The sequence below is a fragment of the Sphingobium sp. CECT 9361 genome (assembly GCF_918741285.1).
In the GTDB taxonomy this organism is placed as follows: Bacteria; Pseudomonadota; Alphaproteobacteria; order Sphingomonadales; family Sphingomonadaceae; genus Sphingobium.
Map to the genome: position 1 here is coordinate 70,134 of NZ_CAKKNC010000002.1, position 16,127 is coordinate 86,260.

General features: G+C 61.3%; 14 protein-coding genes. 7 read left to right on the top strand and 7 right to left on the bottom strand.

Going from position 1 to position 16,127, the window contains the following annotated elements; genetic code table 11:
* Window positions 1–4 precede the first annotated feature (4 nt).
* The 6 genes from LQ220_RS05535 to LQ220_RS05560 are packed head-to-tail and all read right to left on the bottom strand — an operon-like array spanning window position 5 to window position 4,231.
* A complete protein-coding gene (locus LQ220_RS05535) occupies window positions 5–919 on the bottom strand; it encodes a DsbC family protein (protein ID WP_230187321.1) in 915 nt (304 codons plus the stop codon).
* Entirely contained in the window at window positions 916–2,256 is a 1,341-nt protein-coding gene (locus tag LQ220_RS05540; RefSeq protein WP_230187322.1) for a TraB/VirB10 family protein, read from the bottom strand. The genes LQ220_RS05535 and LQ220_RS05540 overlap by 4 nt, the downstream gene beginning before the upstream one ends.
* Window positions 2,249–3,004, bottom strand: coding sequence for a type-F conjugative transfer system secretin TraK (locus LQ220_RS05545; RefSeq protein WP_230187323.1), 756 nt, complete (start codon window positions 3,002–3,004; stop codon window positions 2,249–2,251). The genes LQ220_RS05540 and LQ220_RS05545 overlap by 8 nt, the downstream gene beginning before the upstream one ends.
* Entirely contained in the window at window positions 3,004–3,576 is a 573-nt protein-coding gene (locus LQ220_RS05550; RefSeq protein WP_144901110.1) for a type IV conjugative transfer system protein TraE, read from the bottom strand. Before LQ220_RS05550 ends, LQ220_RS05545 begins: the two co-directional genes overlap by 1 nt.
* A gap of 11 nt (window positions 3,577–3,587) precedes the next feature.
* Window positions 3,588–3,875 (bottom strand): type IV conjugative transfer system protein TraL, encoded by a 288-nt coding sequence (gene traL, locus LQ220_RS05555; protein ID WP_230187324.1) that lies wholly within the window; start codon window positions 3,873–3,875, stop codon window positions 3,588–3,590.
* Window positions 3,876–3,901: 26 nt separating this feature from the next.
* Entirely contained in the window at window positions 3,902–4,231 is a 330-nt protein-coding gene (locus tag LQ220_RS05560; protein ID WP_230187325.1) for a hypothetical protein, read from the bottom strand.
* 350 nt (window positions 4,232–4,581) lie between these two features.
* Between LQ220_RS05560 and LQ220_RS05565 the strand changes: the two genes are divergently transcribed.
* The 3 genes from LQ220_RS05565 to LQ220_RS05575 all read left to right on the top strand — a co-directional run bounded on the left by LQ220_RS05565 (window position 4,582) and on the right by LQ220_RS05575 (window position 6,069).
* Window positions 4,582–5,043, top strand: coding sequence for a hypothetical protein (locus tag LQ220_RS05565; RefSeq protein ID WP_030089677.1), 462 nt, complete (start codon window positions 4,582–4,584; stop codon window positions 5,041–5,043).
* 69 nt (window positions 5,044–5,112) lie between these two features.
* Window positions 5,113–5,328 (top strand): AlpA family phage regulatory protein, encoded by a 216-nt coding sequence (locus tag LQ220_RS05570; protein ID WP_066554254.1) that lies wholly within the window; start codon window positions 5,113–5,115, stop codon window positions 5,326–5,328.
* A gap of 48 nt (window positions 5,329–5,376) precedes the next feature.
* Window positions 5,377–6,069 carry a HEPN domain-containing protein gene (locus tag LQ220_RS05575; RefSeq protein WP_230187326.1) on the top strand — a complete coding sequence of 231 codons (693 nt, stop codon included), beginning with the start codon at window positions 5,377–5,379 and terminating at the stop codon, window positions 6,067–6,069.
* 21 nt (window positions 6,070–6,090) lie between these two features.
* On the opposite strand, the gene LQ220_RS05580 is transcribed toward LQ220_RS05575, so the two are convergent.
* Window positions 6,091–8,133, bottom strand: a complete 2,043-nt coding sequence (locus LQ220_RS05580; RefSeq protein WP_230187327.1) for an ATP-binding protein — start codon at window positions 8,131–8,133, stop codon at window positions 6,091–6,093.
* Between the two features lie 137 nt (window positions 8,134–8,270).
* On the opposite strand from LQ220_RS05580, the gene LQ220_RS05585 reads away from it, so the two are divergent.
* Genes LQ220_RS05585 through LQ220_RS05600 form a run of 4 tightly spaced genes read left to right on the top strand, consistent with a single transcriptional unit; the run spans window position 8,271 to window position 15,913 of the window.
* On the top strand, window positions 8,271–9,263 hold the full coding sequence (locus LQ220_RS05585) for a WYL domain-containing protein (protein WP_230187328.1): 993 nt from the start codon (window positions 8,271–8,273) through the stop codon (window positions 9,261–9,263).
* Window positions 9,264–9,320: 57 nt separating this feature from the next.
* Window positions 9,321–12,035, top strand: coding sequence for a PD-(D/E)XK nuclease family protein (locus tag LQ220_RS05590; RefSeq protein ID WP_230187329.1), 2,715 nt, complete (start codon window positions 9,321–9,323; stop codon window positions 12,033–12,035).
* A complete protein-coding gene (locus tag LQ220_RS05595) occupies window positions 12,028–14,295 on the top strand; it encodes a UvrD-helicase domain-containing protein (protein WP_230187330.1) in 2,268 nt (755 codons plus the stop codon). The genes LQ220_RS05590 and LQ220_RS05595 overlap by 8 nt, the downstream gene beginning before the upstream one ends.
* On the top strand, window positions 14,258–15,913 hold the full coding sequence (locus tag LQ220_RS05600; protein WP_230187331.1) for a helicase-related protein: 1,656 nt from the start codon (window positions 14,258–14,260) through the stop codon (window positions 15,911–15,913). The genes LQ220_RS05595 and LQ220_RS05600 overlap by 38 nt, the downstream gene beginning before the upstream one ends.
* The last annotated feature ends 214 nt before the right edge of the window (window positions 15,914–16,127 follow it).

Here is a 16,127-nt window from a genome sequence, read left to right on the forward strand (position 1 = left end):
GGGTCTATCCTTTGGGAGCAGGGGTGGTGGCCAGGGAGGGGTCAGTGCGCAGGAAGTCCCGGAGCACAGCGGCAGGCCGGAAGCCTTCGAGAACGGCGCCATCGGCGGGGCGCACGATCACAGGCGTGCCGCCAAAACCGTGGGCCCGCGCGAAGGCCTCGTTGGTATCGAGCCCGCTCGTGTCGCAGGGTTTGGGATTGGCGAGCGCCAGACCCGAATAGGCCATATGCAGCGCCAGCTCAGGCCGCGGCGAGCACAGCACCCGTTCGGCATCGCGCCGGCTTTCCGCCCCGAAGATCGAGATCGGCCGCTCTTCGACCCGCGCTCCGATCGCCTTCAATTCGGCCTCGAGCTTCTTGCAATAGCCGCAGTGGAAGTCTGAAAAGACGACGACACGCGGACCGTTGGCAGGACCCCAGGTGATCGCGCCTTTGGCGGGAAGATTGCCGAGCGGGACATGGCGCGGCGGGGTGTTCCGGGCTGACGCTGCGGCTGCGCTCGGGCCGCCTCCCGCTTGTGCTTCAGGATTGCTGCGCCGCGCTGCCCCCGCTGCCAACAAGTCCGGATTAAGGGCAAGCAAGCGGGCAGCCGTCAGATCCTGACGGGCTTCCATGTCGTAGACCCGGCCGATCACCAGATATTTTGCGGCCCGGTCGACGTAGAAGAGCGTCGACTTGGACGCGACCTCGCACAGGCCGCCAAGGCCCTTGCAATTGATTGCGTCGATCGGCGTCTTGGGCAGGCGCAGCTTGAGCGCCTCTCGAACCTTTGCCGTGTCCGGAGCGGCAGCGGGGGCAGCAAGGCTTGCCACACCCCATCCCGTCGCAGCCGACACGGCTATGATGGCCGCCAGTCCGGCCGCCGTGCGCAACCAGCGGCGCCGACGATTGTCCTGCTCGAGGAGAGTATTTTCGATCATTGGGAGTTCCTCACGTAGACGCCGTCGAGGAACACGATCTCGACATCGATGCCGGTCGGCATCTCGACGACGGGTTGGTACTGTTCGGCGCGCTCGATCAGGTATTTGCTGACCGTGTCGGCCGCATCGGCGGCACCCTGGCCAAGCCCGCCGCCGAGAATGTCGCCGGCCGAGAGCTTGGAGCGACTGCCGTTGGGGTTGGTCGTGACGCCGGAAAAGACACTGTTGGCATTGGCCGAGAAGCCGCGCCCGAAGCCGCCGACGATCCCGGCCAGCAGGGCCTGGCTGACGAGGCTACCTTCGCGGCTGACGACGCGGCCGCGGACCCCGGACTTGCCAGCGAAGCTGATGAAGCCTTTGACCTCGCTCACTGCGACCCTGCCGCCAGGCTGATCGCAGGTCATGCGGGCGAGCTTCACGTAGACCTTCTCACTGCTGAGATCCCCGCGTGCCGCGCCGTTGACAACGCAGCCCTGGATCCGGGTGGTCAGAACCCTTCCGTTCTGCATGACCGAACGAGCAGGGCCGGTAATCCGAAGCACCACAGGCAGCGGATCGGTCTGGCTGGCGACACCTGCCGAGGCATCGACGCCGACGATTACGCGTGCCGGAGCGTAGGAGTTGGGCGGCAGATAATCGGGCGAATCCTCGACGACGACCGGTGGCGCATCGGGCCGGCCCACACGGAGGCCATTGGTCGCTGCCTTGTCGGAGCTGAAGCTCATCAGCTTCACCTCGCCAGGCGAAGGGATCATGCCGCCCTGCGGATCGCCTGCTGCGGCGCCGGTACTGGTCTGAGGTGACCGGGCCCTTGCGTCATAGCCGCCTGCCTGCGGCCCATAAGCCGGTGGCGGTACAGCCGGTGCCGGTGATGCAGGCTGCGCGGCAAGCCGGGTCTTGAGCTCGGCGTTCTCTGCCGAGATAGCATCGATCGCAGCTTGTCCATCGACACGCATGGCCTGGTTCTCGGCTTTGAGAGCCGCCAGCTGCGCCTCGATCTCCGTCCGCGGGACGCTCCCATCCTTCAGCGCCTTCTGCTCGCGGGTGACCGCATCGAGCCTGTTGCCGTAGGTCGCGACGAACTCGCGCTGGGACAGGTCGCGGTTGACCAGGCCTGCCGTGTCGATCGTCTGCGCCGCATTGGGATCGCCGGTCTTGGCCTTGTCGTCGCCGCCAAGGATGAACCAGCTTCCGCCGATGAGGGCGAGTGCTCCCAGCGACCCCAGCAGCAGCTTCTGACGGCGCGCGGTGCGGGCGTTGAGCCCGGAAAGTTCGGACGATGCCGCGCTCTCGGCCTGCAAAGGGGCAGTGCTTGGCGTATGGGTTGCATCAGTCATTGCCGGTCTCCCCGCTTGCGCCGACAACAAAGGCGGTTGTGCTGGCCCCGGGCTCAAGCTTCGGATCGGCGATCGAGACGGCGAGCGTGTCGCGCGGTGCGAGATCGCGTTCGGCGAGCGTCACGCTCTTCGTTCCGCGATTGTGGATGCGGACGACCTTCCCAGTGAGGCTGGCGCCGCGATAATCAGCGATGAGCTGGACTTCGAGATCGCCGACCCGTGCGGGTATGGCAGTCGATTGGCGGACCTCGAAACCGTCGACCGTCCGGTCATTGGCCATCGCCTGGATGAGCCTGACGGCGCTGGTCTCGATCGGGGTCTGGCTTTCCCAATCCGCCGCCCGGTTCTTCGCGATGACGGGGTTGGTGATGAAGACCTGGGTCGCCGGAATTTGCTCAACCCGGCACGCGACCTTGTAGACGAAGCCCTTCTTGGTGGTGGTGAAGAAGCTGATCGACCGCGCCGCGTAAGTTTCCGGCACCGACACATAGATGTCGCCGCGCACCGGCTCGTTGGTCACTGCAAAGTCGTTGTAGGGCGTGCCGGTCGAGATCTTCGAGACGCTGGCGAACTGGTCGTCGACCAATGCGAAGCGGGTCAGCTCGCGCGCTGAAACGCTGCACTCGATTCCGGCGCCGTCAGCCGTTTGCTTGAACTGGTCGGCGGCATGAGCGGGGGATGCTGCGGTGAGCAGAGCGGCCGCGCTCAGAAATAGACCCCGTGTATGGGTCCCTTTTCGGTAAGCCATCACTGGGCCTCCTTCGATTTGTCCTGCGGGGGGAGCTGGGCAAACCCGGCGAGCGCCAGGCGCAGGCCGCGGTAAGTCCAGCTGAAGCGGAAACGGCGCTCGTCGCTGGCAATCACCTGCGCGCCGACGAAGGTCTTGAGCGTGCCGGTCACATCCGATGTCAGACCCTTGGGATCGACCGTCATCGACCGGATCACGAATGCCTGGGTGACATCCGAGCCCCGCTGCTCTTCGACGATCCGGACGAGCTCGGCCTTGAGGCGGCCATAGCTTGCGGGATCTGCCAGCTTCAGGATTTCGTTCATCCAGTAATCGAGGCCTTCCGGACTGCGATTGAGAAGAACAAGGGCCGCATCGCGGGTGACGAGCTCGAGATAATCGGCCTCGACCCCGGCACTGCTCACGGTGAGCGCTTTGGGAACAGTCGGAACCAGCACCACTTCGCGGTCGCGGGTGGCGGCAAGGCTCCCGGCGACGACCAGTGCAAGGCCAAGGCCGGCGCTGGTGAGCGCAAAGAGGTTCCGCTGGCGCAGCAGCGATTGCTGCCGTTCGTGGGATATGTCGGAATACATGGAAGTGCCCCTCAACCGGCGAGTAGTCGGCAGTGGGAAGGCGGCGTTGCCTTTAGGCCCAGAAATCCTGCAGGCAGATGCCAGTATGCGGCGTGGGCTACCCAGGAGCTGGCGCGTCCTGCTTTTGCCTTTCGCAATGCGAACCAGGCGCCGAAGGCGACTATAATGCCGATAAAGATATGCTGGGTGAGGATCCCCCAGGTGAAGGGGGCCAGCATTCCCGCGAACTCGTCGATGGTCCAGAAGCCGATAAGCTCCGGGTCATCGAGCCGTCGAGGAATGATGTATGGGTCTGCCATGGCGACGCCGCCTTCCCTTGCCGCGCTCAGATGACCGCAGTCACAACCGAGGTGACGATCGGAACACCCGTGCCGACACCGATGCCGACACCCACCGGAACGGCGACCTGGCCGAGCGAAAAACGCCCGGATGCCAGACCGATCAGGCCGCCAGCGAGGCTGAGAACCGTGATGATCTTGCCGCCCGAGCCTTCCAGAAAGTCCGTGAACTTCGTGAGGGCAGGGGTGAAGGTCGTGTCAGCGCCGGCATAGGCGGCGCTCGCCGCAAGCGCCGCGATTGCGACCGCGATGGCAATGTTGAGGGTCTTGCCGAGACCCTTGACGCTGGCGCGCCGGGGGAGGGTGAGAGACTGCATGTGAAGCTCCGGTTGGAGGGGTGGTCACAGCGTTCTTGCGTTCGCTGTGTGTTCCACATGCATCTAGGAAATGTTCGTAGGAAAGTGTTCAGCGGCAATACCGTCTGGAGGTGGAAGGATGCGGACGCATCTTTTCCCGCTCAACGCATAAAATCGACGATAAGGACGTAAAGTCAGTCTTTTTGTGTCGGTGAACGCCGTCTCGGCAGCCGGGATTTGGCGACGACTCGGATAGAGGAACTGATTCGCCTCTAAACGCGATGTTCCATGTATGTTCTTTTCATTTTCCTACATGGGATGCTTCGCGATATGCCTGCGAATCGCATTAGTGCAGACGCAAGGAGACAGCCATGCACCATCCAACCACCGTTGCCAGACCGGCTAATCAAAGTCTGGCTCGCGTGCTCGCCCATGCGATCGATGCCGGCGGCAAACCCCGCCACAGGATTGCCAGTGAATGCGGGATGCACCGCGAGACCCTGCTTCGCGTAGCGCGTGGCGAGCGGCCTATCGGGCTCGACGAAGCGGCACTAGTGCTCGCCGCCTGTGGAGCGCACCCCCGCGCGACCATTATCCTTGCTCTTGCCGGGCAAGAAGAGCTCGCTTGCGAGTGGATGCATGGCGAGATGGGCGAATTTCTCGAAGAGTTCTTCACCAGCCTCCCAGTCCATCTTCAGCGGACCCTGGGGCGGCGGATTGAGGATCTGCGGCCTCGGTGGGCCAACGGCACCTCACAGCTCGTGGCACGAATGCTTGCCAAGCACATCGATGATTTCGTGGGCCGAGACATCACGATGTCACTGTCGCGGTAGCCTGAGAGTTCGGAGGGGACCGAACCCAAGCAAATGAGATCAACAATGCCGCATGCAACACAAGATGAAATGCACATGCCGCAACCGCCCGAAGCAGCGCCGCCGGCGAGGCTTTTGCGCCTGCCGGAAGTGATCGCCCGCGTCGGACTGCGCCGCTCCGCCATCTATCAGCGTATGAGCGAGGGGCGGTTCCCGAGATCGCGATCGCTGGGGCCGAAATGCGCAGTTTGGGTTGAAGCCGAGATCGATGAATGGATCCGCGCCGTCTCCCAAATTCCAAGCTGATGTCGCTGTGATCTATTCGGTTAGGATTTCCAGCGCTAAGCTGTGCCAATGGTTTACCGTTACGCCCTTGGCAATTCTCTCCATCCCGAAGCCTTGAAAGAGAAGCAGCGCTCGCTGCGCGAAGGCTTTCAGACCCCCTTGGCACTGCGCGTTCATCGCGCGCTATCCTGGCTTCGGCGTGCGGAAGCTGAGGATCAGGACCATGACGTCCGCTTCATTCTTCTCTGGATCGGGTTCAACGCGGCCTATGCCGGTGATGTTGAGGCTTCAGCCAGTAGCTCTGCACCGGAAGGCGAACGCGGACTGTTCCAGGCCTTCTTCTCGACCTTGGTAAAGTTCGACGCGCGCCACCGGGTCTACGATGCTGTTTGGCAGCGGTTCAGTCAGGAAATACGGCTGTTGCTGGACAATCGCTATGTCTATCACCCGTTCTGGCAGCACCAGAATGGGGCCGCTGGCCATGCGGATTGGGAGCAGAAGCTTGAACGCAGCCGAACCGCGATCAAGCATGCCTTGCGCGATCATGACACCGCTCGGATCCTCTCGATCTTGTTCGATCGGCTCTATGTCCTGAGGAACCAATTGGTACATGGCGGCGCAACCTGGAACAGCGATGTCAATCGCGATCAAGTGAGGGATGGTGCCTCAATTCTGGGTTGCCTGCTGCCAATCTTCATCGATCTGATGATGGATAACCCGGAACACAGGTGGCCGATGCCGAACTATCCTCTGGTCGACTGACGCAGGTCGATTCTCTCGGTTTCATGCTGCTTCGTCCAACCGCTCTGCTCGTCGGGGTGGTGCAGTGTCCGAGTGGATGTGAAACCCCATCGTGCCCCTTGCGTGGTCGCCGCGTGCGTCAATCTCGTCACGCAGCCAGCGCACCAGGACAGCAGGATCTCGTTCCGCCAACAGATTTGCGCGGTGCGCAACAACGGCAAAGTCGCCCGGGGTTTGGCCATGGTGGATGGGCCACTCCAAAGGCCAGTCGATTCCGAATTTGGCTTTGAAAAGCTGGCTGGCCTGAGCGGGTGTCATGGCATTGAACGTGGCACGGATCGTGAAGCGGCGCTGTGTCGCCGGATCAAGGTTATCGGCCAGATTGGTCGTCGCGACGAAGGGAGTGCGGAGGTGTTCGAGCTGCACCAGCATCTCGTTGACCTGGCTGACCTCCCAACTCCTCTGACCCGCCTCGCGGCGATACAGGAAGCTGTCGACCTCGTCGATCAACAGCAGTGCGCCGCGCTCTGCAGCCCTGGCGAAGGCTTCGGCGATGTTCTGTTCGGTCTCACCTACATAGGGGCTCATGAGGTCCGAGCACCGCCGCTCTTCGATCTCCAATCCCATGACCTGGGCGAGATGCCTTGCAAAAGCGGATTTGCCAGTACCTGAAGGCCCAGACAGCAGCAGGCTCCAACCGCGGTCTGGGGTGGCGGCAAGGCGCTCAGCAAGGCGAGACAAATCTGTGTCCGCACGCGACAGATTGGGGTCGTAGACTGAGCAGACGGACGCTTCCGGTGTGCAGGACTGTCCCAGAACGCGCATGACGCTATGGATCGCAGTCTTCGCGACATCTGCCCCGCCATTGGCAAGATGGGCAGCCTTCATACCTGCAGCCACCACGGCAGGGGGCGCTTTCAGGCAAGCAATATCACGCAGTTCAGCATCGCTGAGGTCAACCGATGCGGTTTCAGCGGACCTTTGGGCTACTCGCTCTCGCACAGCCAGGCGCGGGCGATCGAAGCCGATCGCAAGGGTCATGCGTCGCAGGACGGCGGGGTCCAATCGCGAACGCTGGTTGACGATCCAGAGCGTGGGAACCTGCGGTGCTTCGACGAGACGGTTAATCCATTGCTTGGAACTGCCTTTGCGCTCGCTCATCATCAGGACATCGTCGGCTTCATCGACGACGATGACCCTGTCGCGGTGATGACGGCACATCGCCCGCAAGATCATCAGATGATCGAGGCGCTCAGAACGATCGGGCTCGTTGCCGAAATCGTCGCTCAAACCGGCGAAGATCGCGCCGCTTCCGGCCTCTGTGGCAAGGGTGCGCGCAAACTCGGTTTTGCCGGTGCCCGGCTCCCCGAACAGCAAGATGCTGACAGGCTCTTTGCTCGTGAGGACTTTGAGAGCGATACTCCGCAATGGATCGAGGTGCTCGAAGTCATGCCAGAGCAATCCCCCTCGCTCCGGTTCGGGCATGAGCCAGCGCAGCATCTCGTCTCGGCTTTCCGCGTGGACCCGAATGAGGCGCCTGAGCAGGGGGCTCAGGCTGTATTCTCCGTCGCGGTCGTCATGCAGCAAGCGCGAGGAAAACAGCGGTGCACCGGGCATCAGTTTTCGGTCGACGGTGTTGCCGGCGAGACCGGAGAGTTGGGCGACAGCACTCGGGGTGAGGTTGCTGCATGAGATGGGTGCCCGGCGCACGAGCTCTCGCCAGCAGTCAAATTTTCCCCAGCGGGCAAAGATGCTGAGGATGGTGACCTCAGCGGAATCGAGGCCGAACAGCTCGCCGACCCATGCAAACACGCTGTCCAACTGGGTTGGCACGGCGCGCTTCGCTGCCAATTGCCGAGCGACAGCCCGCATTTCCGCCACTGAAGGCTTTTCCCGATTGGTGAGCTTATGTAACGCAGCAACAGGCACCTCGCGGTCAATCAAGTCGATCAGATCCTCGCCGCACCGCTTGACCTGATTGACACTCAACGCCTGCAAAACCCGCGCAGCAGCGTGAGCGAAATGCGTTGCTTCACCCTGCTCGCTCTGGCTGAATTCCGCCTGTGCTGCCCTTTGACGTGCCATCTTGCGCGCAATCTCCCTGAGTTCTGGTTCCATGTGGAGATTTCAAACACAGAGGTGCGACAAATATGGTCGTATAACTTGGGGGTTGTGCGTGATGCGCCTTGCGCTTGCAGGACAGACAGTTAGCAGTGGCTGTAATGACAAAGCGCCTCAGTAACCTCGATCGTACACTCAAACTCGTGCATGCGTTGACGCAAAGCATCGAAGGCTTGTCGCTTGATGAGATGGCTGCATTGCTTGGGGTGAACCGCCGAACTGTTGAGCGACTTCGCAACGTCATACTCATTCATTTCGACCTCGACGAAACCATCGATGGGCGCATCAAACGATTCAGGATCAAGGATAGCCCGGGCCGGGCCTATGCTAGGCCAAACGCTGCCGAAGTCGCCGCGCTCCAGGCAGTGGTCGAAGCCGGGCGGATTGAGGGCACAGCCAACACCGAAGCGCTTGAGAAGCTGCTCTCAAAGATCAAGATCGCCTTTGACAGCGCTGAGCGGCGCCGGCTGGACAATGACCTCGATCTGCTCACCCGGTTGCAGCGATCCCGCGTTGCAGCAGGGCCAGCCGTCATCGCTTCGCCCGAGGATCTGACAACGATTCAGTCAGCGATCCTTGCCGCCCATTGTGTGGATTTCGATTATCAGCCCGATTGGGCTGCTACGCCAGCATGGCGGCGGGTCGTCCCATACGGCCTGATCCATGGCCCCATCACCTATCTGCTTGGCAAAATGCCTGACCGGGATGATCCCCCATTCACCTTTCGGCTCGATCGCATGAGCAACGTTCGACACAGCGGGATCGTCGGCTGCCCACCGGATGATTGGGATCTCGACGCCTGGATGTCCCGCAGCTTCGGCATCTGGCAAGAGGAAGATCACGATATTGTGCTGCGGGTCCGCCCGCATGCGGTCGAGCGAGCGCGGGCATGGCGGTTCCACCCGCATCAGCAATTCGAAGATGATGGCGAGGAGCTGCTGGTGCGATTTCGGTCCGGAGGGCTCTTTGAGCTCGCCAATCACCTGTTCGGATGGGCGGGTGACTTGGTGATCGAAGGGCCAGCGGCATTGCAGGACACGATGGAGCAGCGGCTCGCGGCGGCTCAGGAAATGTTGCGACCGAAATTGTCGTAGCTGATGGGCAGAGAACGTGTTGGGCGCGGTGTGACAGTCGTCGGGGGATTAATTTGAATGTTTGAGAACTGCCATCTGCGGATCGGCCACGCGCCATTTGCGAGCTGCATGCCGCTCAGTCCGCAGCTCCTGGCGAGCCTCTATGCCTTGCCTCATTGTGCCGAGATGCCGCTGCGCGAGGTTCTTGAAGCGCAGAGTAAGGACGCCCCATGGGCGGAGAGCTTTACTGTCGCCCCCGAACAGACAGCGACGGCTGTTGCCGCAATGCTGCGCCATCTGATGATGGCCACGCGGGACCTCGAGCCTGGATCCATTGCGACCGCCGCCCTGGCAACTGGCGGGAGGGCGCGCACCCATATCGAGGCGCTACGGGATCTTTGGCTTGGCAATCCAGCAATCGTTCCGTCCGAACTGGCGATATTGAAGGCATTCCTCGCCTGTGAGGCAGGCGATGCGTTGCAGTCGCTTCAGGTGATCTGGGATCGGAATAGCACCCAGCTGACATCTCTCGAGCGCGCTGTGCTCGAGCATCTCGAATGTCACCACGGCAAGCTGGACGAGGACGATATTGATTACGTCCGCCTGGTCTCGGCCCCCAAGGTGTGCCGAGCGCCTGAATCGATCCTCGCCGGGCATGTCCAAAGGCATCTGCTTGATCCCTCGGCGCCAACGGTACCCATGGACGACAGCCTCGCGGTTTGTTCCGTCCGCGATGCACTCACGGAATGCGAAGCCGCCGCCGCCATCATCCAGCGCTGGCTTGCCGAGGATCGAACTTTGTCGGCGAGCGAGATCGGCATCATCCTGCCATCGGGGCCGGAGTATACGCATTACCTGTCGGAAGCCTTCGCGAATGCGGGCCTTACGGCATCATCGCTCCCTGCTGCGCCGGATCGCAGAAATGTTGGGGGTGAAGCGCTCCTGCATTTCCTGCAGTGCAGGCGGCGGCCTGCCCCCGCCATGGCGCTCGCCTCGCTATACTGTTCCCCCGTTCTGTGCTGGTCCCCGGATGTTGGATCGGCCTTGGCAAATGCCGTCATGGCCGGCGATTTTCACCCGATGTTGGTGCAAGACTTGAACGGAAAGCAGGCTGCGCTCTTCTCGCTGATCCGGTCAGCGTCACCTGCGACGAACGGTCAACTCAAGGAGCAAATTCGTTCCTACCTGAGATTGCTCAGTGAGGACGAGTTGCTTGCGTCCGATGTAGCTGAGGCGAAGCAGCTGGCTTCGCGCCTATTGGCCACGCTCGGCAATGGCAATGATGCCGCCGAAGCGGAACTGGAAAAGGCCATCCAATTGGCCGCAGCATACCAGGCACCGCCTTGCCCACGTGGACCTTACTACCTGGGCGGTATCTCGGTCATGTTGGCGCATGAAATGCCTAAGCGGCAGTTTCGCAGACTTCTCATCCTCGGCTTCAACGACGGTGCCTATCCGCCCCCACCTTCGGGGAATCCGTTCTTCCTCGACAGCGAGGTTGAGGCGATCTCAAACACCATCGGCTTGCAGCTCCCGTCCCAGGCCAAGCAGCTCGCTGCATCGCTCGACCTTTTCGCGCGGCAGATTGGAGCCGCAAGTGACCAGGTCATATTCCTCCTGTCAGAACGCGATCGCAGCGGCAGCTTTCTCTCCGCCTCGTCAAGTTTGCCACTCATCTCCCGGCTCATCACTGGCATGGATGATCCTGAATCTTTGGTCGTACCGCTCACGCATAGTGAAGGTACGATCTGGGACAGGCTGGTGGCCTGGAAGCCGCGGCCAGTGGTCGACCCCCTCGAGCCCATCGAAGTGCCAACGCACTATGAGTTTGATCTCGATCTCCTGAGCCTGCGCAAGAAGGATGATGGCACCCCGAGAGCGCAGAGCCCGAGCCGGCTTGAAAAGCTCCTCATCAGCCCGCTGGCCTGGGTCCTGGCTGAACTCGGCGCCGAGCACGTCTCTTGGCAGCCGGAAGCGCTTGACGTCATGCTGCGCGGCTCTCTCGCCCACGAGGTGTTCGAACGCCTCTTCCCGCCGGGCAAGGACCACCCGTCCGACGAAGTGATCGAAGAAAAGGTGCCCGAGCTTCTTCTGGAACGCATTCGTGCAATTGCGCCGTTCCTGCAGACGTCGGCCTGGGCTGTCGAACGCAACACGCTGGAGGCGGAAATCACCAAGTCCGCCAAGCACTGGTCGATGGTACTGAAATCCCTCAACGCCGAGATCGTGGGCAACGAATTCTGGCTCTCGGGGACCCTGTTTGTGCATCCCGTACATGGCAAAGCGGATTGCCTGCTGCGCCTTCCCGATGGGCAGCCGATCGTCGTCGATTACAAAAAGAGCAGCTCCGGAACCCGCAGACAGCGCTTGCAGAAGGGCTGGGACCTGCAGGTCGATCTCTATCGGCGCATGACCGTTCGGATCGATGAGCGCAGTCACGAAGCTGTCGTTCGCATTGGCGAGACCTTGAACGGCTGGTCCAAACAGCCGGCGGTTGCCTATCACACGCTAAACGACGGCAACGTCCTTCTCAATGGCATCGAGGTGTTTGACAGCACTGATGTCGAACTCGTCGCAGGTGACATCGCCGTGAATGCACTTGCTCTGATTTCGGCGAGATTCGACGCCCTCAAGGCTGGCCGGCTCGAAACGAACACCACGGCAGACGCCAAATTCTTCCAGAAAGCCGCCGCACTTGGCACTTACGCTCTCGAAGACAGTCCGTTGATCACCGCATTCATGCGTGACGATACCGCTCCTTCTGTAACCCTCCCGGACGAACTCGATGACTGAACTTTCGATTGTGCCCGCAGGCGCCGGAGCTGGCAAAACGCACCATATCCAGGAAACCCTCACCCAATGGGTCAGGGACGGCAGGGTTCGCCCAGAGAAGATCCTCGCGGTCACCTTCACAGAAGCCGCCGCCGGGGAGTTGCGGCAGCGGATCCGGGGCGCTCTGATTGCGGACAGCAATCTGTCGGCAGCGTTGGCTGTCGAGAGAGCTTATGTCTCCACCATTCACGGGCTGGGGCGCCGATTGCTGATCGAGCACGCCTTCGCATCGGGTTCATCTCCGCAGCAGCGTCTGATCGCTGAAGACGAGCAGGACTTGCTGATCCGTCGCTCGATCGAAGAAAATCCTGCATTGAGCGAGCTTTCCCGAAACCTCGCCGCCCTTGGCTATCAAGGAAGCTTCTCCTCGGACGAAACCGCAGAGGACAGCTTCCGCAAGAAGTTGCTCGGCGTCATCGCCTTGCTGCGAACGCTCGGTCCGCGAGGCAGCGATCCGGCGATGGCCGACTTTGTCGAGGCATCCATCCGGACCGGATACGGTGCACCGATCGGCAAATTTGAGACTTTGGCTGCAGCGCTCCAGAAGACTGTCGATGCCTTGCTTCAGGCCTTTCCTCGCTCTCTCGCTGACGATGCTGGTAGTGCCACCGCCAAGACAGCATTCCGCGAGAACTTCCGCGCTCTGAAGCAGGCTCAGCAGCTGCTCGCATCCAGCGGTACAGACTGGCGGCTGTGGCAGAAGCTGCGGGCCCTGCGTATGTCGATGCGCGGCAGTCCGACCCCTGACGGCTACGACGATCTTGCATCTGCGGTCATGCTGGCGGCTGACGCCCTGGTTTTTCACCCCGGACCGCTCGAGGATGCGGTTTCGCATGCGCGCGCTCTCGTCGAAGGCGCACAGTCGGCGATGACGGACTACGAGACCCGAAAACGCGAGCTCGGCGTCATCGACTTTAGCGACATGGTGACCAACGCTGCGCGGATACTCGATGAAAAGCCCGCCGTGCTTGGCGCCATCATGGACGAGGTCGACTGCGTCATTGTCGACGAGTTCCAGGACACCAATCCGATCCAATTCACCTTTCTGTGGGCGCTGGCCCGCAAGGCCAAATGCGCATTGATCGTCGGCGACACCAAGCAGGCGATCATGGGCTTCCAGGGCGCGGATCCGCGTCTGACTGTCGCCCTTACACAGCAATTTGAAACCAGCCCGCTCGACCGGAACTGGCGCTCTGATCCGCGCATCATGGATTTTGTGAACGCACTGGGGCCGTGCCTCTTCGGTGAGGACTATACGGCGCTTGCCGCGCAGAATGCCTCGGGACACGACACCGCTCTGGAGGTCATCGAGCTGGCCAACAAGCGCGGTGCCCGCTCCGGCGGAAAGCCCCAGCATTTCATCGCTGATCGTCTCCTGTCCCTGCTGACGGATGATCGGGTGACCATCGTGGACAGGCATTCCAAGGCCTTGCGCGATTTGGAGCCCCGGGATGTTGCCATCCTGTGCCCGACGCACAGCCACTGCGCGAGCTATGCCGCCGCGCTGCGGGCCCTGGGCTTGCCGGTCCGCGTTGCGGAAGGAGGCTGGTGGCAAAGCAAAATCGTTCAGGCAGCATGCTTCGCGCTTCGTTTCGCCGTCGATCCGGCAGACAACCATGCAGCGATCTGCACCGCAACGCTCGGCCCGGGCGCAACGCCGCTCGGCGATGCTCTTGGCGCTCTGGCCCGCGACGGCCGGATCGAGACACCAGAACTCATGGCATTGCAGGGACTTTGGCCTGACTCGCTTGCGACGCCGGTGGACAGACTGGTGCATCAGGTGATCCAGGTTGCCGGGCTACGCGACTGGTGCGACCGGCTCGACGACCCCGCCCAAATGAGAGCGGACCTTCTTCGCTTCGAGGCTGAAGCGGCGGCATTCATGGATGCACACCGGGATATGCGCGAAGCCTCCGGTTTCTATGGCCAGAGTGCCAACGTTTTCCTTGGGTGGCTCGAGAACAAGGTCGGCTTGAAGGGTGAGGATCTCCGTCCGAATCCCGCTGGCGCGGAGGCCGATGGCATCGAGATTGTAACCTGGCACGCATCGAAGGGGCGGGAGTGGCCGGTCGTGGTCGTTTGCGGCCTCGATCACAAACTCGACCCGCGCGCCGGCACATTCAGCACAAAGTTTCCTGGTTTCGACGATCTCGATCATGTGATCGAACAGGCGACACTTGCCTATGAGTGTTCGAAGCGAACATCTGACGGAAATGGCTGATGCGATCCAGCGTTACGATCGCGAGGTCCAGAACATTCAGGCTGACGAGGCCCTTACTTCGGATTTGGTCAACCGATATGCTGAAGCTTCCCGCATTTTATATGCTGCACTTGCGCCGTGGGTGTTGCGGCGAGACAAGCGAGAGGACCACCTGCTCCAGCGTTTCGGGAAAGTTTGTGGCTCGCATCGCGAGATTGTTCCCATTGAAGTGCCGATCTCGAAAATGCCCCTCGCATGGCGGCGGATCTTCCTCGCCAGCGAAGCGCTCTCCCAACTGCACGAAGAGCGCTTGAGTCCTCAAGATCGGCGGATGCGGCTGTCGTTGCCCAGCGGGCGCTATCTGCGTGACGTGGCTGAGGAAATGGCTCGATTGCAGGCATTTGACGACGAGATAATGCAGGATGATTCGCCAGGCGACCCGATCGGTCCCTGGCAACGCCTTAGCCGCGAACTGCTTGGTGAGGAGGGCATCAGTCTGTTTGATCATCCGGCGGTAATACGTACGGCTGAGGAAATCGAGCATGCCGTACGCGCCGGGCACAAGGTTCTCGTATTTGGCAGGTTCATCAAACCGATGCGCGCGCTCACGTTCTTGCTCGACGCGCGTGAGATGGTTCGACGCCTCTGTGCCGAAGACAAAGTAGAAAACAGATGGCCTCAGGCTGCGCTTGGCGAGCTCGACAGTGAACGAGAAGCTGCGCTGAAGGTTGCGCTGAGCGACCCAGCCGTGAACACGCGCGGGCTCGATCGCAAGGCCGTGGATGAGCGCCTTCGCGAGCGCGCCAGCCGCTTTGAGGCAGCGCGCCGAGCCAATCTCGAAGCCATGCGCCGAGAACTTGTTGGCGACCCGGCAGCGGCCGACCTCAGAGAGTTCTGGCTTGCAGACGCTGGACGACGCGATGGCAACTCTGCGCTCCTAGCTGCGCTTGAAGATCAGCGCAGCTTCTCCGAGCGACATCAACCTTGGAGCAAAGACGCTTTGTTGGCGGCTTTTCGCTCCCTCGTTGGAGAAGTTACGATTGCGGACCAGGTGGACGATTCTGACATTAACGTGAAGGCGCGGCTGGCGGAGCATCTGTTAGACTTCGCGGGCCGCGAAGGACACTTCGCCCGTTTAATGTATGGCGATACAGCACCACAAACGCGGCGGCTCTTGCAGGCAGCGTTCAATCGCGCAGGAAGCTGGCCGCAAGTTCTCGTGGCGCAATCACTCGTAGGACGAGAGGGCCTCAATCTCCACCAGGCGTGCCGAATGGTTGTGCTACTTCACCTTGAGTGGAACCCGGCCCACGTCGAGCAGCAAATTGGCCGTGTCGACCGGATCGACAGTAAATGGGCACGCGAAGCGGATGCCTATTTGGGCACAGAAAATACTTCGAGCCCACCACCAAAAATTATCATTCGTCCGGTCATTATATCTGGTTCCTATGATGACCATCATTGGTCCATACTCAAGCGCAGATGGGATAGCATGCGCGCACAGCTTAACGGCGATATCATATCAGAGGCTCAGGTTGATGCATCGGAACCAGAGCGACAGGCACTGTTTGACAAGATCAGAGCTGCAACGCCTACCTTCGCGCCACCTCCGCTGGCGAACCGCCAAAAGAGAGTGTGAGAATGCTACTATCTCGATCAACCCTCTAAAGGCCGGTTTGCTTGAGCGTCTGGTAGCGGACCTTCATCGACTTTGACGGGGGCGCGGAATGAATGATGCGAGGATCTGGATGAAGGAGCATCCGGCGTGAGGTTTCAAGGCCAGCTAATCACCGCTGTCGATATGGCCATTGCGAGTGGAATGGATCCGAAGCGCTTTCGAGCTGCCCTACGAG